The sequence below is a fragment of the Nocardia sp. bgisy118 genome (genome assembly GCF_057708605.1).
The window spans coordinates 149,212-173,869 of record NZ_JBYISM010000013.1 but is presented as its reverse complement, the minus strand read 5'-3'; the positions used below and the strand labels follow the sequence as shown (position 1 = coordinate 173,869).

At 63.3% G+C, this 24,658-nt stretch carries 19 protein-coding genes and 1 pseudogene; 6 read left to right on the top strand and 14 right to left on the bottom strand.

Going from position 1 to position 24,658, the window contains the following annotated elements; translation table 11 throughout:
* The 5 genes from AC3EO7_RS18385 to AC3EO7_RS18365 form a co-directional block, all read right to left on the bottom strand.
* Entirely contained in the window at positions 1-2,196 is a 2,196-nt protein-coding gene (locus AC3EO7_RS18385) for a site-specific integrase (protein WP_435591862.1), read from the bottom strand.
* Positions 2,193-3,956, bottom strand: a complete 1,764-nt coding sequence (locus tag AC3EO7_RS18380) for a hypothetical protein (protein ID WP_435591861.1) — start codon at positions 3,954-3,956, stop codon at positions 2,193-2,195. The genes AC3EO7_RS18385 and AC3EO7_RS18380 overlap by 4 nt, the downstream gene beginning before the upstream one ends.
* Positions 3,956-5,347 (bottom strand): tyrosine-type recombinase/integrase, encoded by a 1,392-nt coding sequence (locus AC3EO7_RS18375; protein WP_435591860.1) that lies wholly within the window; start codon positions 5,345-5,347, stop codon positions 3,956-3,958. Before AC3EO7_RS18375 ends, AC3EO7_RS18380 begins: the two co-directional genes overlap by 1 nt.
* Positions 5,348-6,198: 851 nt before the next feature.
* Entirely contained in the window at positions 6,199-7,305 is a 1,107-nt protein-coding gene (locus tag AC3EO7_RS18370; protein ID WP_435591859.1) for a hypothetical protein, read from the bottom strand.
* Positions 7,302-10,973 (bottom strand): NACHT domain-containing protein, encoded by a 3,672-nt coding sequence (locus AC3EO7_RS18365; RefSeq protein ID WP_435591858.1) that lies wholly within the window; start codon positions 10,971-10,973, stop codon positions 7,302-7,304. Before AC3EO7_RS18365 ends, AC3EO7_RS18370 begins: the two co-directional genes overlap by 4 nt.
* 322 nt (positions 10,974-11,295) lie before the next feature.
* Between AC3EO7_RS18365 and AC3EO7_RS18360 the strand changes: the two genes are divergently transcribed.
* On the top strand, positions 11,296-13,308 hold the full coding sequence (locus AC3EO7_RS18360) for a DUF4209 domain-containing protein (RefSeq protein WP_435591857.1): 2,013 nt from the start codon (positions 11,296-11,298) through the stop codon (positions 13,306-13,308).
* Between the two features lie 66 nt (positions 13,309-13,374).
* Here the strand turns inward: AC3EO7_RS18360 and AC3EO7_RS18355 are convergent, their stop codons facing one another.
* A complete protein-coding gene (locus AC3EO7_RS18355) occupies positions 13,375-13,632 on the bottom strand; it encodes a hypothetical protein (protein WP_435591856.1) in 258 nt (85 codons plus the stop codon).
* A gap of 39 nt (positions 13,633-13,671) precedes the next feature.
* Here AC3EO7_RS18355 and AC3EO7_RS18350 point away from each other — a divergent pair, with 39 nt between their 5' ends.
* Entirely contained in the window at positions 13,672-13,896 is a 225-nt protein-coding gene (locus AC3EO7_RS18350; protein ID WP_435591890.1) for a hypothetical protein, read from the top strand.
* A 25-nt stretch (positions 13,897-13,921) separates the two neighbouring features.
* Here AC3EO7_RS18350 and AC3EO7_RS18345 read toward each other — a convergent pair.
* Positions 13,922-14,040 (bottom strand): annotated as a pseudogene (locus AC3EO7_RS18345) (YnfA family protein); the annotation flags it as partial.
* A gap of 438 nt (positions 14,041-14,478) precedes the next feature.
* Here AC3EO7_RS18345 and AC3EO7_RS18340 point away from each other — a divergent pair.
* Both AC3EO7_RS18340 and AC3EO7_RS18335 read left to right on the top strand, forming a co-directional pair.
* On the top strand, positions 14,479-15,453 hold the full coding sequence (locus AC3EO7_RS18340; RefSeq protein ID WP_435591855.1) for a hypothetical protein: 975 nt from the start codon (positions 14,479-14,481) through the stop codon (positions 15,451-15,453).
* 564 nt (positions 15,454-16,017) lie between these two features.
* On the top strand, positions 16,018-17,385 hold the full coding sequence (locus AC3EO7_RS18335; RefSeq protein ID WP_435591854.1) for an AlbA family DNA-binding domain-containing protein: 1,368 nt from the start codon (positions 16,018-16,020) through the stop codon (positions 17,383-17,385).
* Here AC3EO7_RS18335 and AC3EO7_RS18330 read toward each other — a convergent pair.
* From AC3EO7_RS18330 to AC3EO7_RS18320, 3 genes are all read right to left on the bottom strand, one after another.
* Positions 17,296-17,700: a hypothetical protein gene (locus tag AC3EO7_RS18330; protein ID WP_435591853.1), complete on the bottom strand. Its 405-nt coding sequence runs from the start codon at positions 17,698-17,700 to the stop codon at positions 17,296-17,298. The two genes, AC3EO7_RS18335 and AC3EO7_RS18330, sit on opposite strands and share 90 nt — an antisense overlap.
* A 309-nt stretch (positions 17,701-18,009) precedes the next feature.
* Positions 18,010-18,342 (bottom strand): hypothetical protein, encoded by a 333-nt coding sequence (locus tag AC3EO7_RS18325; RefSeq protein ID WP_435591852.1) that lies wholly within the window; start codon positions 18,340-18,342, stop codon positions 18,010-18,012.
* Between the two features lie 143 nt (positions 18,343-18,485).
* Positions 18,486-18,695: a hypothetical protein gene (locus tag AC3EO7_RS18320; protein ID WP_435591851.1), complete on the bottom strand. Its 210-nt coding sequence runs from the start codon at positions 18,693-18,695 to the stop codon at positions 18,486-18,488.
* A gap of 232 nt (positions 18,696-18,927) precedes the next feature.
* Here AC3EO7_RS18320 and AC3EO7_RS18315 point away from each other — a divergent pair, with 232 nt between their 5' ends.
* Positions 18,928-19,239 carry an ATP dependent DNA ligase gene (locus tag AC3EO7_RS18315; protein WP_435591850.1) on the top strand — a complete coding sequence of 104 codons (312 nt, stop codon included), beginning with the start codon at positions 18,928-18,930 and terminating at the stop codon, positions 19,237-19,239.
* 127 nt (positions 19,240-19,366) lie between these two features.
* Here the strand turns inward: AC3EO7_RS18315 and AC3EO7_RS18310 are convergent, their stop codons facing one another.
* From AC3EO7_RS18310 to AC3EO7_RS18295, 4 genes are all read right to left on the bottom strand, one after another.
* Positions 19,367-19,975 (bottom strand): hypothetical protein, encoded by a 609-nt coding sequence (locus tag AC3EO7_RS18310; RefSeq protein ID WP_435591849.1) that lies wholly within the window; start codon positions 19,973-19,975, stop codon positions 19,367-19,369.
* Positions 19,976-20,766: 791 nt separating this feature from the next.
* Positions 20,767-20,940: a hypothetical protein gene (locus AC3EO7_RS18305; RefSeq protein WP_435591848.1), complete on the bottom strand. Its 174-nt coding sequence runs from the start codon at positions 20,938-20,940 to the stop codon at positions 20,767-20,769.
* A 220-nt stretch (positions 20,941-21,160) separates the two neighbouring features.
* Positions 21,161-21,901 (bottom strand): hypothetical protein, encoded by a 741-nt coding sequence (locus AC3EO7_RS18300; RefSeq protein ID WP_435591847.1) that lies wholly within the window; start codon positions 21,899-21,901, stop codon positions 21,161-21,163.
* Between the two features lie 222 nt (positions 21,902-22,123).
* Positions 22,124-23,251 carry a tyrosine-type recombinase/integrase gene (locus AC3EO7_RS18295; RefSeq protein WP_435591846.1) on the bottom strand — a complete coding sequence of 376 codons (1,128 nt, stop codon included), beginning with the start codon at positions 23,249-23,251 and terminating at the stop codon, positions 22,124-22,126.
* A gap of 857 nt (positions 23,252-24,108) precedes the next feature.
* On the opposite strand from AC3EO7_RS18295, the gene AC3EO7_RS18290 reads away from it, so the two are divergent.
* On the top strand, positions 24,109-24,468 hold the full coding sequence (locus AC3EO7_RS18290; protein WP_435591889.1) for a DUF4254 domain-containing protein: 360 nt from the start codon (positions 24,109-24,111) through the stop codon (positions 24,466-24,468).
* Positions 24,469-24,658 lie beyond the last annotated feature (190 nt).

Genomic DNA, 24,658 nt, shown 5'->3' with positions numbered 1-24,658 from the left:
TCAGTTCTCCTCCGCAGCGGTATTTCGCAGGGTCGGTGTGCTGGCGGCGTCGATTGCGACCAGCACCTGGATCGCGCGGTGACGCTGAGCTTCCAGCCGTGTCCGTTCGGTCTTCTGGGCGCGGCCGAGGTTGCCGAGGAAGATCGTCGTGTTCTGCACTGTTTGTTGCCATATCGGTCGGTGGCGGAGGTGATGCGTGGCTTGTGGGCAGCGGGCTGAGTCGCACATGCCGATCAGTGGTCGGTCGGCGGTGGGTGTGCCGGCCAGGCGTAGGCACAGGGCTTTGGCGGGATCGGTGAACCAGCAGTAGTTCGCTGCACCGAGGTGCAGGGTGTTGGCGCGTTTGGCCAGCATTCGGCGTAGTTCCTGGTCGCTGAGGACAATTTTCGGGGCGGCGCGTTGCTCGTCGGTGAGTTTGCCGTCGACGGTGTCGAAGAATTCGATCAGCTCGCGGGCGTGCGGGCCCGAGGGCCGGATGCCGTGCTGGTAGTTGTCGATTTCGTCGAGAAGTAGCCCGAGGTTGCGTTTCTGTTCCTCGGCGCCGACCTCGGCCAGGAACTTCGCTTGGGCGCCGCCGGGGCGACCGGCGTAGCCCTCGGTGGTGACCACGCTGATGTGTTTGAGCGCGAGTTTGGCGGCCAGGAGTCCGCCTGGCCGGTAGGCCAGTTCGATCGCGAGAGTGCGGCGCAGCATCCGCAACTCGATGGGGCTGTCCGGGATCGGTGCGAGGCCGAGGCGTCGACCGGGAGGGGAGCTGACCCAGGTGCGGAAGGTCGCGTAGGTGTTCTTGAACGATATGCGGCCGAACAGCAATGTGCCGGGTTCGGCATCGGCGTCCAGGAGTTGTTCGGCGAGCGCGACGGCGCGGTGGACCTCGGCCAGGACCACCCATTCGTCGGGTTCGCCACCGTGGCCACGGTTCTTGATGATTGTCCCGGCCACCCGGTACCGGGTGAGGCCGGGTGCTTTGTGTTCGGGTGGGAGGCGGCAGCCTTTGGCCAGTTCGGACAGTTCGCTCGCGCGCATGCCTGTGGTGGCGGCGATGACCAGTAGGCAGGCCGTGCGCAGGACATCGGGCAGGACACGGGCGTGGCGTTCGGACAGCGGCCGGGTCCACGGCACTTGGCCTTGTCCGTCGGCGCGGGTGACGAGTGCCGCGTCGCGGCCGATCGGTTCCTCGATCCCCACCCGGGCGACGGCCAGTTCCAAGGCAGGGCGCACGATCGGAAGCCATTCGCTGCGGAAGTGACCGCATCCGGCTTCGGCCGCGACGTCCCGCAGGGAGATCCCCCAGAGCGGGTCGGACTCGTCAACGACGTATTTCTTGATCGTCTCGACGCGTGAGGGAACCCGGTTGAACGGCCTGCCCTCGCTCACCCGCTTCTCGATGGAGCCCAGCAGGACATCCCGTCCCGGGCTGCGGAGGTGGGGTAGCTGGTTGACCCGTTTGCGTTCGGCTTCGACGCCGCGTATCAGCGGCACGACGTGAGGGCCGAGTGTGTCGATGAGGTAGAGCGCCGCCGCCAGCATCGGTTGGAGGATCTCGACGGGTACCGGCGGTGTGCTGTTTTCGGCCGGTGTGCTCAGTCCAGCGACCGCGCTCGCCGCTCTCCCCGCGAAGGGGCGGAAACCCGGCTGGTAGTGGTCGGTGGTGAACAGGTCGTGGTATTGAGCCAGACCGGTTACGACGTGGGCGGCGTTGTTGACCGCGCCTCGTTGTTCGATGATCGCGCCGTTCTTGTCGTGGCTGGTGCGGCGTTCGGCGATGTAGGAGTCGCAGAGGTGATCATCGACCTGCGTAAGGTGCGTGATGCCGTTGTCGGTCAACCAGTTCAGCCAGCGGATCAGCTCGTAGTGCCTGTTCACGCACGCCGAGACCGTGCGGGCGACCCGGAAAGCGCCTGGTAGATCCCGCACGGCTTCGTGGGTGGGCACCATCAACGCCACCAGGTACTCCTTGGCGACGATGCGCCACCGCGGGTTTCGGATCGCGGCCAGGTTCCAGCGCTTGTGCGAGGAGGCCAGGTAGGCGGCAAGGCCGGTGGCGGAGTTGAAGTCCCAGACGTCGTGGTCGAAGTTCGGTCCCGCAGAGCCCGGCGCGACGGCGATGCCGATCGCGCGGCACAGGTCCAGCCCCGCGAACGGAGACGTGCCACCGGAGTATTCGGTGGCGGTGGCGGTGGCGGGTGCGGTCATGAGGTGGTGTGTTCCTCTGGGAGCAGGGGCAGTTCGGCGTCGGTGTCGGCGACCTCGCGGGCCGCTTCGATGAGCAGTGCAGGATCGCGGTCGCGGAACGCAATCAGGATGGTGTCGATGCGTTGGGCGTAGGGGCCGAAGATCGCCATGAACTGGGCGGATGGCATCTGCTGCCATTGGCGGGCGAAGAATGCCTGCATACGCAACAGGTTCACCGCGTGGCGTGGGGTGAAGACCGCCAGCGGGCACAGCAGACACACCCACGGCCGTGCCGGGCACGGTTTCCCGACCGGCCCGTGCAGGCCGGACAACGGATCCGCGCACGCCGCGACGAACACGTCCCGGTTCGCGGTATCGACCAACTCGTCGATCGTCGCATCGGTCAGGCCCGCCGCCCGGATCACTTCGGGGAACCGGCTAGCGAATTCCGCGGTCGACTCGGTGCTCAGCACGATCGGCGGCGCGGCCTTGCGCAATAGGTCCGCTTGGCTGTTCTCGATGATCGTCTCGACCGCGTCGCGCTGCGCGGGAGTGGTCGCGGTGAGGTAGTTGTCGCCCTCGACCCCGGGTGTGTGGTTGGGATCGACGGCTGAGCGGGCGCTGCCGAACCACGACTTGCGGTCCCGCAGCGAGAGAAACGTGGTGCGGATGCGGCGCCGGTCGATCCGCAACGGCGCGCCGTCATCGGCCAGCAACGACAGACCGGCCTCGTGCGCCGCTGGATGACGGCATTGCACCCACCGGGCGAGCTGATTGAAGGTGAACGCCTCGGCGGTGACTCGGTTGTAGCGGGGGGAGTAGCGGGTCCACAGCTTCGCTCGTGTGTCCGGCGGAGCCAGTTGCCGGGTGTGCGTCGAGTGCTCGAGCCATTGTTCGAGCAGGCGCACGGATCGTCGGTTGAGGGTCACGCTCTCGGTGGTGGTGCGGCCCTTGAGATAGCCGAGCAGGATGGTGGAATCACCGGCCCAGTCCAGATCCTCCACGCCGAGCGCCTCGATGCCGTCCGGGACGATCCCGATGTAGGTGCCCAACAACAGGCGATACGACAACGCCACGTCGCTGTCGACGAACAACGCCGCAATCACCCTGGGCAACAACGTGACACATCGTTTACCCGTGCTGTACCCGTGTCGTTGGACGAACGTGGTCCACGTCATCGGCCCTTCTCGATCGATCAACCAGCACAGGTTGTCGAATGACCACCCGAACTCACGCGGATCGCGGCCACGCTCCACTGCGGCCCGCGCCGCCCGGTGCTCGGCGAACGCGGCGCGGATGATCGTCCGGCTCACTTGCCGGATCTGCTGCCACTCGCTGTCGCTGTAGGGTACGAACGGCCGCTTGTCTCGGCGACGTATCGCGTTGAAGTGGCGGCCGTCGACCAGCGCCCGCACATCCGGGGCGAGCACGGAGGTCTCCTGGTTCAACGCGGCCAGCATCCGTCGGGTCTTGTACTCGCGGGCATACCCGGCGCCTATCCAGTACTGCGCCAGCTTCGCCCGGGTCAGGTCTGCGGCGCCGCCGACGTGACCGTGTTCGGCCAGTTCGGCTACGGACCGGCGGATCGCGGTGACGTACTGCTGGAAGGTCTTCAGCTCATCGACCGGTCCGTGCGGATGAACGATGTTGCACAGCCCGATCAGCATCTCGCGGGCCAATCGCGGATTGCGGGTCTCACCGATGTAGACGGTCGCAGCCGAGCGCCGCGCGGTGGACACGAACTCGATACCCAAGGGATTTTCGATCAGTTCCGCGGGCATCAGACGATGTCCTCGAACTCGTCGCTGAATTCGTCGTCGGCTTCGCGTTCGGCATCCGCCATCTCGGCGAGCCCGTAGTCCTGGCCCGCTCGCTCGTAGGCTTCACGGTAGATCCGGGTCATGTCCAACCGACGCAAATACATCTCCGTGGTCAACACCGAGGAATGTCCGAGCAGATCCCGCAACACCATCAACGGATCGGACTTGGACAGATACAACGCCAGCGCCGCATCAGCATCGATGTCGCGCACCAGCTTCGCCGCCTGGGTGTAGTAGCCCTCGACCAGCATCTCCAGTGTCCTGATCGCGAACGGATGACGCAGCCGGTGCGGATTGACCGTGGGAAACCGAGGCTCGAACCGCTGCCGGACGCGATCGGAGGCACGCTCGAAAACCGTCGCCCACGCTGTGAAAGGGCCACCATCACCACGCACCGCGACCAGCATCGACCCGCCATCCGGCGCGACCAGACGCAGCCTCTCGGCCGGGCGAAGCGCCGCCCACCGCACCCGCTTGCCATTCACCCGGCCGCCTACCGGGCCGACCTCAGTGACCAGCAACGGATCACCCGACCGCGGCGAAGGCCGCCACGTCGAACCCTCGACCGCGAGCGGGCGAGCCAGGTCGAGGTAGTGGTGCACCTCGGCCAACGCCTGATAGGTGATCCAGGTCGCGCGGAACTTGCGGCCCTTCGTCACTCCCGCCGGCACCCGGAACGGGATCGGCAACGCCGACGGATTCGGCGGCAGCGCAGGGATTTCCGGCACCAATAGGTAGGTGAACTCCTGGCGACGTAACCCCGTCGCCAGACCCAGGCCCCCGATCGCGGCGTTGCGGGCGAGTTCGCGACCGCGGTAGCCGGTGTCTTCCGCACCGTCGGGCGTCAGACCCGCCAAGGCTTTGAGGAACAACGCCTCGAAATCGCGCTCCAGATACTTGATCGTCACATGCGCCTTCGGACGGCGACGCACGGCCAGATTCTTGCGGACCTCCCGAACCTGTTCTCCATAAATGGTTTTGGCTTGCGTGTAGGTGAACGGCTCGGCCTGAGCGTGTCCCTCGGTGACTGCCCACCGGTAGAATGCGGCCAGAACGCTGACATGCCGATCCCAGGTCGTCACCTCGAAGCGAGCATCGATCGGGCCGCACGCCCGGTGCACCGCATACGCACTCAACGCGTCCCTGAGCGGACGCCGCTCATCGAACAGGTCCACGCCGAACTCGCCCAAGAACTCCATCCACGACAGCAACACTCGCGCATACGACTCCCACGACGACGGCGCCGGACAACCACTCGACGGCAACTCGCGCAGCCACCGATTCACCACCGTCGACGGCCGCGCACCGGCCCCATCCTCGAACACCAGATCGCCATCGATGAGGACAGGCATGCCGTTCGGAATGACCGGCCGCCGCCGGACATCCCAGGACTCCCACCCTGCAGACGAATAGAAGATCAACTCCACGTCTCGTACATACATTCGAGACGGGTTGGAGTGCAACACAGATATCGCTGGTCACCGACCGTCCGGCTCTCTATCGAGACACGACATCAAAGCGGAGAGAAAACACTGGCGGCAACACGATTTCGGCCACCACACCCCGAACAACCCGAGCAAATACCCCTGACACCGCTCCCTCGACCACCCCACGGTGTGCAGCGGGTAGATCGGCTGGCGGCGCCCACCCAGGGTGATCGAGGAGTCACCGTCGATGCGGCGGGTTTCCTCGGCGTTGTAGCCGACCGCGTGCACATATGGCTGATCACCCAAATGCGTTGCACGCCAGCCATCGAGAGGTACGCCCTTGGCCTTGGCCGAACTTCTCTGCACTTTGCAAGTCGAACCGAGATGTTCAGTCCAACCACAGGTGTTTCCGGATGGGGAGCACCTCGACATCCACACGCGGGTACCCATCCAGCCACGCAGGTGCGGGCCGCATGCGGTTCAACCTGCGCTATGCGGCATTACCATGCATGCCTTCGACTGCAGGTGGTACCCGACGTCATCGGATTGGTGGGCAACGATATCCACGTGTCTTATCACCCTGGAGGCGAGGGGCGAGCTGGTCACCCTGGAGGCGAGGGGCGAGCTGGTCACCCTGGAGGCGAGGGGCGAGCTGGCGATAGCGTTTTCGCTCGGTCACGCAATAGGGCGAACCGGACACCAACAACCGGTTTCCACTGGCCACCGACAGAGATCCGGCCGGAGATACCCTTAACCCACAGTCTGCTCTGCATTTGCTACCGGAAGACCTCAGCGAAGGTGTACGCGAGGGTTAGGGCGCGGTGGTTTCCCGCAGCGGCGAAGCATGCCAATAGGTGCGCGAAGGCTCTTGCGTTGTCGCTGTTGTCCAGGATCAGTTGACGGTTCTCGCTGACGAGGCGGTCGAGGTAGGACATAACGTCGTTGCCAGTAATGGTGTCGCTGGCGTACACGCTATGTGTAGGAATGGCTTTCGCGATGGCTTGCAGCGCGCGGGGTTCGTCAAGAGAGGCGAGAAAGATGAGAGTTTCGACGGCCGCGTGGATAGACTGTGGGTTCGGTATGACCGTGCAGGTTGCCAGCAGTGGATAGGCGAGTTCAGCGAACGCCGCATGTGGCCCGGGCTTCGGGGCAGGGGCCTGTTGGTCTGAGTTGTAAGCGCCGCTTGCGAAGTAGACCTGCTGGGCTATGTCATGCGTGAGTTCCGCTGCGCGCTGGAGTTCGGTCTGCACCTGGGGCGAGGTCTCCGTTGCAGAAGAGTGCCGGGTCCATGTGTCCTGGCAGCTCTGTGCTGCAAGGGCCAGCAGCCGAAATGCCTCACTGCGGCCCTCATCACCGGCTGGCGAGAGGTAATCGCGGGCACATTGGGCGAATATCTCGACGGCGTCCGCATTCGCTATCGCGTTGCTGCACCATCGCGCAATAGTTTCAGAGGCAAACGGAGCCCGATGAACAAGTGCCAGGTATGTCAGCAGCCCGGTGATGAGGCGACCCTCGTCGGTCGCGGGGGAGAAAGCGATGCGTTCGAGGAGTTGTCGGAGGATCGCGTCCGTTTCCGAACTAGCACCGTAGGTGATCTGTGTGAAGTGTTGCAGCAGAACCAATCTGGTCGCCGAATCGCCCTCAGAGACCAAGAGGTCACCGAGGGCGGTGGCGGTGGCTGCAAGGTCGTTGTTGTGGTTCAATGCCTTGGCAGCGTACGCGGCTTGCATCCGAACCAGTGGGCTACTGTCGTGTAGCGCTGTGGAAAGTATGCTGCCGATTTCGTTACCGGCGGGGCTCTCACGCCAATCGGCGCGTATGAACAGTGCGGCGAGTCCTTGGACTCCTGTATCGCGCATGCCTGAAGTCCACATCGCACTCATCCGATGAAGTTTCCTGTGTCCGGGCTCTGAGCCGACTCCCGCAGGATGTCAAATATGCGGTCTCCCAGAGGGGTGTTGGGAGTAACTCGGCTATCGCGGGACAACGTTGCCGCAGCTTCTGCCCGGAGTTTGGCGAGTTCGGCGGGAAGCGGCGAACAGGTCGCGAACAGGGCATCGGCCTCTTCGAAGAGGGTGGGAAGTTGTCGTTCGTGCTCGGGACGGGTGTCGTTTCCTCCTCGGACTATGCCCAACTCCTCCCACAGGGCACGACCGGCAGCTTCGACCGTCGGCTCTATGACAACGCCTTGCTCGGCCAATCCATCGAATACTGTCACGCTTCGACTGGTGACTATCAGCTCAGGCCGTCTGGAGATCGGAGGTGGGCCACTCGGTCCTATCGCTGCCAGCCGAGCTTGCAAGACCGGTGAAGTGATCAGGCCCCGGTTCAGACACCCCACCAGGACGTCTTTGTGGTGGTCGCTTCCACCATTCGCATCGAGGAGGTCGTATGCCCGGAGAACAATTTCTTGCAGTCGATCGACAAGTGCCGGGTCCGCAGCTGACAGCGCGGCCAGCAACTGCGCAGCGGCTGCGTGGGTGACAGGATGGGCGAGCAGCGACCCTGAATCCAACACTGGCAAGAGGGCTTTCCCCAGATCGAGGGTGTTGCCGGAAGCTGCTATCAGAGCGTCCCACGCCATGGCGTTGTGAAGTCGGCCTACCAAGACGGAAAGAACTTCAGCATCCGGTTCTACCCGTCGTGTCAGCTCAGCGCAGAGCGCGTGAGCAGCGAGTTCACCGACACGATGCGGGGTCGTAGCGGGGTAACGACCGAAGCCAAGCCACCCCCGGACATCACCGAACGACAGCGGCCAGGCGTGAGATGATTCCGGTGTCGGCGGCAGCTCCGAAATATCGCAGAAGATCTTGCTGGCCGTGTGCAGGCTGGCGGAACAGAGCGCATCGAACGCCTGCCCCAAGGTGTAGATGCTGTGACCTGCTTGTTGGCGCCGCGACTCGTGCATCGGAACCATGACACTGCGGCTCAGCGGGACGTTCTCGTCCCGGGTCTCGTTGAACGTCAAGATCACTGACGCCGTGCGATAGGCCAGGTCGGGGTCGACGGACATCAGCGGGACCAGTGCCAGTGCGAGACCATTGAGCACTGAGCCACCCCATTGAGCCAACGCCCGGTCGTCTTGGAGGAGTCGTTCAATCGCCGCAGAGATCGCAGGACATACACCGACTGCGTTCTGGAGATGGTTCGCGGCAATCTGAGCGAGATCTTCGAGTTGGACTGGGTGGGTACGACAGCCATCCAACAGCGCCGAGACTGCCTCAGCGCGTTCAGCGGAACCAGGTCTGTTGGAGTGCAGGGGTGCCCGGGATTCGAGGCCATTCAGCAGGTCGATTGCGAGCGCGGCGTCGATACGTGAATTTGCTGTATTGACGGCGAACCGATGGGCAAGTGTCGACAAGACTGCCACCGCCGGTTCTGGTTGCGGCAGGAGAGACTGCGTGCGCAGGGCCCCGACGAGGTGACGTGCCAACTGCTGTTCAGGCCACATTCCTGTCGAGCGGTCGGTGCGCCCGACAGTCGGCCATAGCGGTTTCAGGTCGTTGCTGTCATCGACCATGGACAGCAGTCGGGCTGCGAAGGCCAATGACGCCAGAATGTGTTCGGCCTCGATGATCTTCAGGCACAAGGTCCAGAACAGGTCGGGGTTGCTTTGCTGCCATAGCATTTCGACGAGGACCTCGACACTGGGTCGTGCCGTGAGCGGTAGAACCGGATCCTCATCGAGCAGATCGAGTAGGCGGGCTGGATCGATTGGGTCGAACAGTACGTAGATGGCGGCAGCGTAATCGAAGAGAATGTTGTGGGAGAACGCAAGAACACGGCGCGCTTGGGGCAGCGACGGTTCGATCGCGAGAACGTTCTCACTGAGCATTGATGTCACTGCCGCGCTGTCGGTTCCGTTGATGATTGGTTCTGCTTCGAGGACTCGCAGCCGTCGCGTGGATACCATCGCTCGGCAGATACGTGTGAGTACCGCGTCGCGGGCGGTGACATCGTCGCTGTGCACACGATGTTTCCAATACGCGTCGAGCAACCCGACCCGACTGCGGACGCCGAGCAGACGAGCCCGTTCAGCACTCGATGAGTGATCGATGATGCGGATTGCAATCCGCAGGTTGAACGGATTCCGCAGCAGATTCTGCAGATCCGCGGACGCCTCCCGCCACAGCGTGTCGAGGGGCGGCGTCATGGCGGTGCCGAGTTCGTCGTCGGTGAAGTCACCGACCACGATGTGACGAACATCGACCAGTTGAGGATCCCGCTGGCTACTCGCTGATGACAGCGGTGCACCCGCGAAGGCTTGGCGGATTTGCTGATTGTGACGGGCGTCGAACGTCCGAACCGTCACCACGATCTGCCATCGGGTCCCGGCAAGAGCCCGCACGATCGAAGTGAGGACTTCCCGGTCATCGGCGCCACGCAGCGCATCGACGCCGTCGATCACAAGCAGTGCGGGCGCGCCGGTCCACTCTCGGAAGAGAGTGCCCAACGGCGCATCCAGTGGCAACCGATTGAGACCGACCATATCGACAGCGCGAAGAACAACGACCTCTTGGCGACTTCTACGGTCACTCGCGAACGATGCCGCCACTGCGGATTTGCCTGCACCCGCGTCTCCGACGATCAACAGGTTGTGCTCGTCGACGTGGGCGGCCAGGATGTCACTCACGTCGCGTCGGATATGTATACCCGTAGAGATCGGCAGAGAAGAATCCGACGACAGCACCTCCAGATTGGAGGTCGACATGTCGCGCAGCTTCGCGATGTCAGCGGCAAACCGGATCGGCGGCTCCAGGAAGATGTGCACATGGGAAAGTGCTCGGTCCAACGCCGAGCGATCGCGCCACTGCCGTTTCTCCGCCGCAGAGTGTCCCTCCCCGACCAGGACATTCCACGCCGATGCGAGGTCGGTTCCAGTCGGTAGTACTTTCGACAGATGCGAGATCGCCGCCGCATGTGCAGGTTCGCCATCCTGCAACGCGAGAGTGATGACCCGCACAGCGCGTAGGAAGTCCCGGATCTGCTCGTGTGATGGTTCGCCCCTGCCCTTCGCCACCCATAGGCGCCGCACATGAGCGAGGACAACCTGCAACGCGTGGTCTTGTGGCTTGGTCAGTTCATGCCCGAGAGCGGTGCCAGGTGGCTGCGATGCTGTCCTGGCTACCGCGGCGGGAAGAGCGTCCCGGACTTTGGAAGGCGCTGAACTGTCGGTACAAATCACGAGTGCGTCCCGTGCGGGGTCGAAGGCCCGTTCAGTGCCGTCCTCGACCGGAAAACGGCCGCTCAGATATTGAGTGACCAGTTGATCGAGCGCTTTACCGAGATCGCTCGTCTTGGTCTCGCCGAGCGACAGGCCCGCTTTGGCTTGAAACAGCGCGAACCCGCCGAGGTCGGTCCGCACAGCGACGTCATCGACATGGAATCCGGTCTGCGCGCCGACTTGAACAACTTTGCCCGCCACGAGTCCGGGGTCGAGCAGCGGAACCTCAACCACCATCGCGGTGGCCGCCCACGCAAACACACGATCCTGAAGCCCGCCGCCGACAGCGTCACCGGCACCACCAGCCGACGCTCGGGACGTCACCATACGTCACCGCAACAGAGCAACGGTTGCTGCGTATTCACCATCCTAGCTTAACGTCATGGCCCGACACTTGTAATCGGTTGCCTGCCAGTGCGTCACACCATGGAGTGCGGAATTGCGGACGTATGACCTCTCTCGAGGTTCGTGGGCACAGAACGAACCTATGGTCGCAGGACGACTGGTGTGAACCACGCCTGCGTGGTCGAAGATCGACCCGAGTGCGCGTCTGCGCGTGGACCGCCGCTGGTCGCATTCCGACTGAGCCCCGACCGAGTCGGCTGGACGGTCACGAAAACTGCTGGACGTCCGGGGGAGTATGGACGGCATGACCGACACCGATCCGGGAGCCTTGCCCAGCGAGACTCTCGATCTCGACTCTGGTGACGTTGCAGGCCAGATGGATCTTGGCGACCTCGTCGATGACGATGTCCCCAGTCCACCGGCGCGCTACGTCTTCGACGCAGCTGATGTTCCGGCCGCCGCTCGCGTCCTGGACCACGCCTTCAAGGTCCTGCTCGTTGGTGCCGACGGGTGGGGCGCTGTTGAGCGCGCAGTCAAGGAACTTGGTGTAGCACTATCTTGTTCGTGTCAGCGGGCCCTTACTCTGCTATCTTGCCGCCCTCTGAAGCAGAACGCAGGCCTCGCGGGTGCGGAGCTCGCCGTCGATGCTGCTTCCCTCTCCACGCTGTGGGCCCGCGTCGCCGACGTCGCCGACGATGAAGTCACCCTGTGGACAGCCTTGGCCGACGCGGTCACGGTGCCGGCGGCTCATGCGCGTCTGGCGGATCTGCTGTTCGCCAGGAAGGTCCCGAAAGCTGGCAGGTATGGGCGACGAGCCGCCCAGGCGTACCTCGATGCCGCCGATCACCGCGAGATCGACACCCGCACTACCGTTTATCTGCTACGCGGATGGACGTTGGCACGACGACTCAAGGACCTGGGCCTGGAAAACTCTGCGCTGGACGTGATGATCGACCATGTCGACGTCATCATGGCGAACCGCAATCGGTCCATGCCCGGTGTGTTGTATCCGTTGCTGCGGGTGCTGTGCGAGAAGCCACGGGACTCCTCCCGTGTCGAGGACCTGTCGTGCTACGTCAACTCGGTGCTGAAGACTCTCGCTGCATCCGAAACCCGGGAACACCTCATTACTGAGGTCGCTCGGCTGCGCCGAAAATTGCTCGGGTCCGGGGAGTTGACGCAGGAACTGCGTAACGTACATGCCGACGAAGTCGCTGGGCTGTACCGGCAAGCACACGATGCCCCCAACCTCGCGGTGCGCTTCATGCAACTCGAGACTGCGGCAAGAGTCGCGACCGCTCGTGGCCTGCACGAGGAGGCGAAGAAGTTCGTCGCGGAGATGGAGGCGATCAACCTCGATGACATCGGCATCGAGGTGATCAGGACATCGAGCTCGATTCCGACCTGGATGATCGAATCCCACCTCGACCCGTATACCGAGGCATCGGACTGGCGCACGGGTATCAGACTCTTCTGCACCGACCCTTGCGCGCCGACCGGGCGAATTCAGGATCACCGCGCACTCGCCGCGACAATGGGCAAAGACCTGCTGCGCCTGCCCACCGTGCTCATCAGGAACGGGATGCCCCGCTACACCTTAAGTACCGACGAGGAGCAGGACAAGGAGGATGTGGCTCGCAGTGCCGGGATCCAGGCCGACTTGTACGGCGGAATTCTGGCCGATGCCCTCCAACGCATCAGCCAGCGATACGGTGTCCCCGCCGTCGATGAACTCACCGCCTTGTTCCTCGAGTTGGGTGCCGTCGATCCGCGGCTTGCCCGTAGCCTGGCCAAGGGCTTCGGGTACTTCTGGGCCCGAGACCACGAAGCCGTCGCAGGGATCGTGATCCCGAAAATCGAAGCCGCCGCCCGTGCCCTACTCCGGGAACTCGACGAAGGCATCTATCAGGTACAAGCGGCCAAGAATCCCGGCAATTACCCCTACCTCCCCGTCCTCCTTGACGAGCTGGAAATGCTTGCACTGGACGAGGATTGGGCATACTTTCTGCGCTGGCAGTTGCTCGGGCCGATCGGACTCAACCTGCGCAACGAGTACGCGCACGGATTCATCGACGATGTCGGTCCGATACGGGCGGCGATGCTGCTGCGGGCCGCGGTGGTGCTCATCACCGCAGCGCCTATTACCGACAGTTCGGGTCGGCACATCGAGGTAGCGGCCACGGCCCCTCTGCCGCCGAGACGCGACCGGATCCTTGACGCCGTGCTCGCGAGAACCAGTCGGACCGCATCTCGAATCTTCATCGCAGCAGAAGGCATCCGCAGAAAACTGCGGGCACGCCACCTGCCGGAAACCTAACTGGTCAGCGCCGGAGTCCGGTGCCCGCTCGATCATCGGCATTGCCGGATGTCCGAGGGTGTACAGCTATTCTTGGTTTCTTGGTGTGCGACCTTCGGGCTGGGTGAGACCCGTCGAGGTTGGCTTGTGCGTGGGGAACCCCAAGCTGACGGTTTGGGTTATCCGGGTCAGTCGCTGCGCGTCGGATCGCTTGTCGCGTAGGCATTCCAGGGTGCGGTCGATGCCTTCGATCTCGCCGATCCATCCTTGCGCGGTGGCGCGACGTTTGCGGTCTTCGAGGTCGGCTTCGAGTTGGTCGAGTCGTCCCAGCATGCTGGGGTTCACATGGAGCTGGCTACATCTCAAGCCTGCATACGTTGCCCGATGCTGAGCGTCAACCCCAAGATGCTGCCGCGACTGGATGAACTCGAGCAAGACCTCATCGCCCGGCTGCGCCGCGCCCGTGACGAGAATTGGCGAGGGGAGATCGAAGGGCTCGAACTCACCCTCACCTTCCTTCGAGGCAAACGAGCACAGGCCACCCGGATGGCCCGGTCGGGTAGCGGACAGACCGATATCGGTATGCCCGGATCGCCGCGGCAGCAATGACTTCGAGGCTGTGGTGGTACGGCGCGGCCAGGCATAGGACGGCGCCGGTGCCGTCGTAGCGGAAGTTGTCCGGGCCATGCCCACAACTCCGGGCCATGCCCCACAACAGTGATCCGGCGACGAATACCCGCCGTATGCGGCAAGGGGCGAAGACCATCTCCGATGGGCACTTGCTCTGTTCAAACCGTTGGCACGTAGCAGGATCATGCGGAGCGAGAGATGCGGGTGGGCGCTCGGTATCGCCCCACCGCTACTATCACCAGGAAGCGGCGCCGAAGCGACGTTCCAAATGATACGAGCGGCGGGCGTAGACAAGTCTTCAGCAGGGGTGCCTTCCCGTCGGGTGCACGAAAGGGTAGTGACTTCGCCGAAATGATGCGATTGAAGAACTCACGTGGGTTATTTTTTGATCGAACCAAAGAGCCAAGGGTTAGCTACTGGGCAAATCCCGTACTCGTAGATCGTATCAAGACTGCGAGCGGACGGGCGATCCCGAAATACCTCACAGAATGGGACCCGTGCGCCGAGGACAGTCGATCGAACTGTCCACTGTTGCATAATATGCTTGTTCACATTGTGGAAATGGCACACGCGAAATGGCGCGCTCGTCTGAGGAACATCTACGCCGGACGAACGTTTTCGGACGTCGATACAGCCGCTGCGGACAAAAATCTGCGTGGTGGAATGATCTCGATGTCCGAAAACTTCACACAGATCATGTACGCGTACGCATCAATACACGGGACCTTCATTTACAGCGTAGACGTCGGCAAACAGATGACGGACTCTGAGGTCGAAGCGATGTGGAAGGGTATGCGGTCTGACTTTGAGGCAGCTATCGCGTCGTATCGAGTTGGCGGCCTGGTCGCGATGAAGGGTTCCTTGCCGATGGTCTTTCCGAGCGACCACTTTCGTCGAGCCGCCGAGAGTGAGGCATCGGCTGCGGAAGCCTGGATACTTGCGCACGAACTCAGTCATCACCTCGCACGAGACATGTCGAGCAGGAAGGATCAAGATGTTGCCAAGATTCTGCGCGAGGTCACGGCGAACAGTCTGATATCGGAGAAGTTTAGGGCGATGTCCGAAGATCAGAGGTGCGAGGTCGAGGCGGACTTGTTGGCGACGCTGATGCTGTGCGGCCACTTTGTTCCAGAAAAGACTTCGAGCAATCTACTAGAAACTGCTATAAAGGGAGCGGGTATAGCGCTCGTTTCGGTTGCTCATTTTCGTGATGAGTGGACGGCAGATCCTCCTGATTCGCACCCCGGTTGCTTGGATCGCCTTTTGATTGTCTCGGTGGTGATTAGCGAGCTTTACGGAAACATCAGTGTGGACCCGGAGAATCCCGCCCGAGCTCATATCACGGTGTTCCGGCTAGCGGCACTGATGATGGCGTTCGGCTCTTGGGTGCACAGCGTGGAGACAATGCTGCGGACGGCTGACGTGACCCGTCAACGAACAGATAGGCGATACCCGGTAGCAGCTGTAGTCTTTGCGCAATATGCAGCGCACTTTGGCATGCTCGCTGAGGATGCAGAGTCGCGCCGCGGCGGTTGATATCCGAGCGCACTGTTTGGCAGTGCCGAGTGTTGGGATTCGTTCAGGATATGGGGGTGCGTTTACCGCTAGGCCGGTGCATTTTTACAGATCGTCGTAGGTTCCGCTAACACCTTCGCGAGCAACTCGGCCAGACCATAAGCCATGCGACTCTGGGCGTACTCGTACATCTGCCAACGCTCTTCGGGCACCCAGTTCCACCTCAACTACGAAGGCTACCAACACCTCTCAGCTACAACACTCACTGGATACAGAACGGCCGAGATCGAGATCGTAGTCGCCCAGATCAGGACCTGGGGCCAACGACAATCCGCCCCACTAAACGGCGGCAGCGACCGCGCCGCGCGGCGGATACTGGTTGTGGGTGGACCGAGGTGGCATGTACAGGACCGCCTTTCACGGTCGACGCCGCGCAAGGCCAGGTGGCAAAGCGGGCCGTGAGCCAGGGCTGCGGACCTGGAACGCAGTCATCGGTCACACCCACAGCGCAGTTCCGTTCCGGCGCGACACCGACATAACAGACTTTCCCTCATCCCCCGGGTGTGGCGGGAACAATAAGCGGTCATGCATAGCTTCCCGCGATTGACCGCTTTGTTCGGTGCTCCGTTCGATGCCCTCACCAAGGACCACCTCGCTGCGGCGGTCGATCGCCAGGTGCCCGAAGCCGAGGATCTGGACTTCAAAAGCGCCCTCTACGGCAAGACGCCCGAGGCCAAACAAGAACTGGCCAAGGATGTCTCGGCCCTGGCTAATGCCAGCGGCGGAGTCTTGATCCTCGGCATCGCCGAACGGAACTCGGTGGCGGATGAACTGAAGCCGGTTCCGCTCCCGGCGAAGGGGGCCGAGAGCATGCAGCAGATCTGCCAATCATGGATCCGGCCGTTCTTGCCCGGAGTTCGCATCAAAGAGGTACCCGACCCGGCGAAGGAGGGCAGCGGCTACTACGTGATCTCGGTGCCACGCAGCGCTGACGCCCCGCACGCCGTGATGCGGAACAGCGATGGCACGCTGCTCAGCTACCACCTGCGTGACGGAGCAACCACGCGCTGGCTGGCCGAAGCGGAAATCGCTCGCCGCTACCGAGACCGATTCGTCAGCCGCGCCGAACTGACCGCGGCCCTCGACCTGGTCCACGACGACGGCGTCAGTCACATCAATACCGCCACCGGACAACCGTGGTTGACTCTGTCGGCCTATCCCAGCGCTCCAGGCACGCACCGGGTCGGAGGCTCCGCCACCATCCAGCAGATCACCGACGAAGTGACCGAGTGGGCCTCTGCAACGCCGTCTATGCCCGGCTACTTCCTCGGCAGTCACCTTGAAGGCTATCCCGGGGTCCGGCGGGCGTTGATCACCCGCTCGACAACCTACGGTGGTGAGTTGAACGAGACCTTCGCCGAACTTCACTTCAACGGAGCAGGATTCGTCACCCACACGGCAATGACCGTCGCCGGCCACGGCGACTGGCCCGAACCGCTCGCGCTCGACGTCCTCGAACTCAACCTGCACGCAATGGTGTCGCTGCTGGCCAACCACGCCGCCAGCTCCGGCGCCGCCGGTGACTGCGAATTCCGTGCCCAACTGCGCCTGCCCCTACACATGGCGGGAAAGGACGCCAGCATTCGCACGGTTCGACCCACAGTGTTGCTCGCGCCGACCCCAGGATCGATCGAGACATACGAACAGGTCCGGCGATCGATCTCCGTCGACGCCGAGTTCGTCGACGCCCGCACCACCTCTAGCCTCGAAGAACTCGCCGAGAGCTGGAAAGCGCAGGTGCGGACCGCGCATGCCTTGGCCGTCGACATTCTGGGACGGTTCGCCGTTGCCGATGCTGTCGTTCTACGCGCAGATGGCACCTTCAATACGGCGGCCGTCGACATCGAACGTGGCAACGCGATCTCGCAGTGGGTGCAATCCGCTAAGCCTTGACGACGAGCCAGCTTGCGTGGTGCAGAGAAGTTCTCGCGCCAAATCGACCGTGCCCGGCCAATCCGAGCGACCCATATCGGCGTGAACGGTGGTGACCTGATCGAGGACACCGAGCTGGCAGAACCGCTCCGCGAGGACGTCGAGGCTGGCCTGGCTGTCCTTGCCGCCGCTGATCGAGATGACGCAGTGGTCGTAGCTGAGCAGATCCGGCCCGGGCGCCACCGCGAAATCGACTGCACCGCGCGGCACCAGCAACCGCTGAACACCGCAGTCGCGATGACCGCTTCGTCGGGTCGGGGCAGCGGGGGTGGGCATGGGACCGCCTTTCTCTGCGTCAGGGGGAGCGAGCGTGAGCTCGACAGGATTCGTAAACGGATTCACGCGCCGCGACGGCGGCGATGGATGCCAGCAATCGGCGTGGCTGAAGACGTTGTGGCGGAGGGACTTCCGGGGCGTGCGGTGAGCCGAGGGCCCGCCCTCTGGCGGTCTTGCGCTATGCTCGGGTGCGGGAGAATCAGGCAGACGGGCCCCCGGAAAACATGGAGTTCGCCCATGCCTACATCACGTCCGAAGCGACCGTCTCGCACACCGCGGCGTCCGGAAGTCCGTGCCCGCTTGGAGCGTTCACGTGAGCGAGTCCGAGCCCGCCGCCAGCGAACTCGGCAACGCGAGCAACTCATCACCGCGGCGGTCAACCAATACATCGCCGCCTGGGAGGCCATCACCGTCTGCGAAACCACCCGCGACCACGAGATCGATGATTTGCGCGAGCAGATCGCTCGCGTGCAGGAGCGGACCGCCGAACAGATCGCCGCACACCGCGCCCAGCAAGCGCTCGCCGCGGCAGCGATCCGTGATCAAGGCCAAACCGACGACGACGTCGCCGACCTGCTGGAAATCACCGCCAAGCAAGCCCGCCAACTCATCACCGCCGCACGCGCCGGCACCGACACCCACAGCGGAGCCAACCCGGCGGCGAACCTGCCTGGATCAGCGCCCCCGGCACCGAAACGCCCGACGGCCACAGAGGCGTCGCCGTCGCCAGTCACGGGGCCAGCCCAGAACGGTGGTGGCGTTGCCGATGCCCGGCCGACTGACCTCTAATCGGCGGTTTCGGATCCGGCGGACTGATCGGTGGCGGGCACGAGGTGCGCCACCCGGATCGACCAGGGATAGATTCCCGGTCGGGGCTCGCCGACGGCCTCGATCAGCGCCCTGCCGGGGTCGCCGTCGACGCCGAGTTCGAGTACACGAAACACGCTTACCCCGCCGCGTCCGATCCGGACGAGGTCACCGCTGTTGAACTCCACGGTCGGTGACCCTAGCCGTAAGGACCGACAGGTCGGTATTTTCTCGGGTTACGCTGACATTTGTGTCCGTGCCCAAGTTGATGCTGGCAAACCGCCGGACGCCCCCCAATGACGCAGTTAGTGGGCGATCGAGATGAAATAGGACGGCATGCGAACCATTTGCCGGACCTAGGGTGGGTGCGTCGATTTCTACAGCCGCAACCGCAACAAGGTCACCGCATCGTTCCCTGAGTTGTTCCCGGCCATCGCCGAGTCCGCTCGGAGGAAAGAGTTGATCTTGGACGGAGAAGTTGTCGCTCCCGACCCGGCCACCGGAGCGCCGTCGTTCCCGCGCCTGCTCGTGCTCGGTGCCTACGACGAAACCAGCCGTCTGGTCTACGTCGGACATGTCGGCACCGGTTTCAGTGTCGCTGCTCGGCGCGCCCTGCGTGATCGGCTTGCCGGTTTTGCCGCAGCGGAGTCCCCGTTCGGCGTGCCCACATCGCGGCATCGGGCAGTCTCCACGCGGTGGGTAGAACCAAGGCTCGTGGGAACAGTCGAATAACGCGAGTACGTCGGTGCCTTACGGCATCCCAGCTGGCGCGGGCTGCGTCTCGAGATCGACGCCACTAACGTCGGCTTGCCCGACTAGCGGGAGAGCCGTGTGGCGCCTGAGTCCGAGAATCTTGGAGCTACACATTGTTGTAGCCACCGGCGTTCCATACGAACCAGCGAAACTGCGGGGGCGTAAACGGCTGCCTCGCCGGAACATTCGGAGCGGGAGAATGGGGCCAGTACGCGACGCCACAGCGGTGGCAGTAGAACCCGGCTTGCCATACGGTGTGCGCTCTGGGACGACCGCGTCTGATCTTGGCGTTGTGCAGATCACGCGCAATGACCGCGCCCATTACCAGCGATCCCGGGATAGCAACCACAACAACCATGAAGAGAGCACCGATCCAGGTGCCTAAGGTTCGCGCCTGCGGGTGTGTCATCACGATCGCGCCAATAGCTGGCGCGAGAAGGATCAGCGCAGGGAGTAGCAGTAGCAGACCGACCACGGTGAGGCGCCCGGACGGCTGCTGGGAAGGCTCCCGGGCGAGGCTTCGGGCTAGGGCGGTGGTGTGGGTGCGCTCAACAGTCGCTGTGCCGATTACAGGGACCAACCCAGCGGAACTGACCCCGATTCCGGAGTAGAGGTTCGTGCCGTAGCTGGTCGATACCCCACCGGCGTGCAGTGCGGGCACGCTCTGGACGAAGTCGATCTGACCGCAATTGGGACAGGAGATGTCAATATCCATGCGGGTGCGCCCCTCCCAAGCCTGACCGCCGTCGCGGACTGCGTGTGGTGTGGATGCCTGCGATAGAAGCTCTGCAGGACATCCAACACCGTCAACCAACCGCTGTCGAGAGAGAATCGCGTTCGAGTGCATCAGTTGCTCCTTCCAGATGTCATGCCGAGACCTCGCTCAACGTCGACCCAGCACGAGGTCCGGCGCTTCGACATGTTGTCCGCAGACGCCTTGTGCTGCGGTGCGGCGTCCTCGACCGCCTTCAGATCGCCAGTTCGACCCTTCGGAAGATTCCCACTCGAACAGCGCCTCGCGGCGAACGCAAGAGAAGCGCTTGCCGCCCGAGATCCAACCCTCACGGGAGTTGTTGAGGTGGTGACGCCGTCACCAGATCGGTGGGGACGGTGCCACAGCCGATGGAACGAAGTGGTCGCTGACCTGCGCTGTTGACGCCGTCACCACAAAGCCGCTACTTTCGGTCGTGAAATGCAGTGACGTGTCGTGAAACGGCAGGTGAGCAGCAGATCTAAGCCGATCTCAGGTCACTGACCAGGGATTTTCGGGAGCTAGGGTCGGGGGTTCGAGTCCCCTCAGCTCCGCTCGCACAAAAGGCCAGGTACGGAAAGTTTCCGGACCTGGCCTTCGTCATTTCCGAATCTCTCACGAGCGCCGTTGACGACACGACCGACGACAGTTCGCGGTGTCGTCGGCCGAGGAGCGGGCGGGGTAGCCCGCCCCCTATAGCGCAGACCCACCCACCCCAGGGCGAATCGCGAGGCCCTACTGGCACTTACCGCTGACTATTTCCGTTGCCGGATCAACGCTGCTGCCGCATGGAGTACCTCAACGACATCGCCTCGGAACGCCTTCCTCAGACCAAACAGGCCAAGCAGCAGGGCAGTCAGCAAACGCAAACTCGACTGGACGATGAGGCCGATTGCGATGAGCCACCCGGCATCCGACAGATAGGACATGACTGTTCCTTTCAGAAGGACCAGTCATGCGAGAAAAATCCGGCCTTGGCTTGGCCACGCACCGCACAACTCAAAGGTCTTGAGTTTCCTGCCTGGCCTGCTGGCTGAGGCAGTTCATGAAGTATGCCGAAGCGGAGTCTACACCGCGACACTGCTGAGCAGCTTCCAGCCAAACCAGGGTTGCCAACGTGCTGGCACCGAAGGCGCCGGTCCACAGTCGCTAGGGAGCTGCCCAGCTCGCCAAATCCTCGTCATGGGCCCGGACGATGTCCATTTGATTCCGCCAGGCCGACACGAACGAATGCGCTGTGTCACAAGCCCATTGGGCGCACCCAGCGCCAAGGCACTTATTCGGGTACCACGGCGCGCCGATGTGGAGCTGATTCTCTTGGAATCCTGCTGGCTTCAATTCCTTCTCAAGCTTGTACGCGACGTCGTGCCACTGCCACTCAATCTTGAAGTGGACAAGGGCGTTCCGTAGCGATATGAGCTTCCTAGCGTGTTGATACGGATTGCGGTCCGACTCCATCATGGGCTTGCCGGAGCAGACAAGCGCAAGTTGGTACTTCGCCAGAATCGAAAGCCGCTCACCCGCCTTCACCTCCCTGTCATCCCACAGCTTCCCCATGAGATCGGCTGCGTTCTGCGGGACATTGGCAATCTGTTGCCGCACCACGGGGTTGTCATCCGCGGCATCTGCGAATGCCTCATTGATATGGGCCTCAAGGAACGCAACAGCAGAAATAACCGCTGTCACGGCGTACGAACGGTGCTGAACGTCAGAAGATACCCCCTGTTTCAACAGTTCAGCCTCCCGCTCAGCACATAGCCTGGCCATGTGCCTAGCCGTCCACAGATGCTGCGTTGCAAACCCCTGCCGTATCTGCACCCGAGCGCTAAAGGCCATGGTGAACGCCTCCGCCGCAACAGCTTGTACTTGAGCATCTCCGTCCGAGGTCACTTCGCGATCATAGGTCGGCGCGACGGCACTTCTGACGACGACGACAACAGTCGGGAGTACCCGTTCCTTCGCGTGCTGCCTCGGCGGCAGTGTGTCTCGCGGCACGTTGCGTCAATCCGAAGTCGGTGTGTGCCCGGCCCGGCCGGGTTTGTTCGCGGGGCTCTCATTCTGCTATGAACATGAAAGATCCCGGATGAGACGCACGCTCATCCGGGATCCTCATCAGGCGGCGGCCCAGGAGGGCAGGCCGCGCTCGGCGCCGTAGTCCGCGGGTGGGGCGAGGGGGTGTTGCTCGCCGGTGAGCCAGGAGAGTGCTTCGGCGACTTCTTCGATTTCAGCGCGCGTGTAGGTTCCTGTGGCTCCGTGGCTGTGGTTAATGGCATGACCGGCATAGGCTTCCGCAACCGATATACCGAAGTTGCGTTCGACCCACTTCAGCGTTGTGTGCCGCAGCCAGTGGGTGCTGATACCGAGGATGTCGGCGGCGGGGACCTCGGCGCGGATTCGTCCCCAGAGCCCGTCGTAGCAACCGATGGTGATCGGGTGGCCGTTGCGATACCGCAGGAGCCGTTGGCTGGCGTCGCTGCTGATGGGGCGACCGTTGCGTGCGTGGGTCGGTGTGTCGTCGGGGTCTGGTCGACGCTGGCTGTCGAGGTGCTGTAGTGCGCTCATCAGGGTGGGCGAGACGGGTTGCCAGCGTTCTGTGGCGCCCTTCTCGCGCAGGCGAATCGAGCACTCGGTGGGGTCGAGGTCCTGTGGCCGCAGGGCCAGCGCGCCGCCGCGTCGGCATGCGGTTTCTATGTGCAAGCGGATCAGTACTTGGTGAAGCTCGGGGTCGGGACCGTCGGCGGTGACGCGATAGATGTCGGTGAGCAGGGTGTCGGGCAATGCTCGGCGGTGGGGACGTGGTGGTGCGCTGCGGTCGAGTTCGGTGGTGGGGTTGCTTGCGGCGTCGATGAGCCGGTCGCGGACCGCGTGCCGGTATAGGCAACGCAGTGCGTCGACCGCCGCGCGGGCAACCCCTTTTCCTCCGCGGTCGCTACGTCGGATAGCTCGCTGCTGACGAATCTGGTTGACCAGTGCGGCGAGTTCGCTGGTCGTGGGTTCGTCGAGACGTCGGTCCGGCCACAGGGCGGCGATCTTGTTCCAGTAGGAGCGGTAGTTTTCGCGGGTGCGGGTCGGTGGCATCGCCGCATACACGCGTGGTGCGTACTCGGCGAAGGTCGGCACGACGACGGTGGGCCTGGATACGGTGGCCATCAGATCGTCGGTGGTGACGTTCAAGCGTTCGAGAATCGCTGCAGCGGCGGCGATGTCGGCTTCCGATGCGCGCGTTCGTGTGCTCGTCATTCAGCGGTCCTTTCCGCCCTCGAGTGCGATCGCAACAGGTCTTCCAGAACGACGGCGGGGTAGATAGCCAATTGCTGGGCGTCGACATCGGCGAACAGCGCTACTCGGTCCCTCGCGACAAGTCCAAGACGACAGCGCGCCTGGGCCGGCAGCCACAGCCGTCTATCAGTCAGGCGAATCCGGGAAGTCGCCGACCGAACGATCGCGATCCACCCTGACTCGAACCGCCAATCCAGTGCTGTCTCGGCGTCCCAACCCAGCACCGCCAGAACGTGTTGTGCCACCAATCGGCCCCGGACATCGATCGGTCGAACCTCCAGCGCGGCAGTCCGAGGACGCGTCGGCGTGGAATGGGACTTGACGAGTGGAAGCGGTAGGGGCGAGCGCGCCGTCGAGACACTCTGCCGAGGGTTTGCCGAAGGTGGCACCAGCGGTTGGAAAGTCCCCTTACGCATGCTGTTCCGCCTCTCCGAACAGCGCCGTCGAGGTCACGAAGGCGCAGGACTGGTCAGCAGAACGCCGCAAGAACCCAACAGATGCAGCAAAGAGAACGCAATATTGTGTTCTTGCATCTGTAAGAGCATGATCCAGCTAGCCTAGGTGTGAACAACCGATCCGATGACCGGGATTACCGAATCGAGAGCCAATGATGTTGGTACATAAAGGGTTGGTGTCGGGTGAATCAGGGGTGTGGCGATGAGCGAACACAGTGAGCGAATCCTGTGCCAGCGCGCATCGCACATGCCGGAGCCGAGCGTCAGTGAGGCGAAGGCATGAGCGCGCCGACGGTGGGGGTGCTGCCGACGGCTCCGCAAATTCTGTGTGCGTTTCAGGGACGGCGTTTCCAGGATCGCGAGCTGTTACGGTCCGCGCATGCGCTCGCCGAGCTGCACGCTCGGCGCGCGGAAGTGCGTGACGCCTACCTGGTCGCCGAAATCGATTGTCGACGTAGCGAACTCGTCGACGACATCAACGACTGGATCGCGCAGGAGGTGCCGCAGCACCGCAACGGCGCCTCGCTGCACACCGAGAGCCTCGGCGCCGTGGTCGACCGCATGGCGCGCAGCTGGGTGAAAGCGAACCAGGCGATCGACGCCGACGGGCCGCGCAGTGACAACACCCATAAACACTGGTACCACTTGGCAGAACTCGTCGACGGCTACACTGATCTGGTAACCGACGTGGCCGGAGGCCGCCGTCGACTGCCAGGGCAGTAGCTGCTCCCGGCGGCCCGGCGGGGTACCGCGCCACCGCCACGACGGCGACGTCCCCGGGCGGAATGTCATCCGACCAGTGCGTCCGCCCGGACGCGAACGTCGCCGCCCGTAGTGACGGCGGGCGCAACGGGGCGCCCCGCCCGGCGTGCCGCGTGGTCGACTGGCGCGGCACGCCCGATGGTTGCTCGGC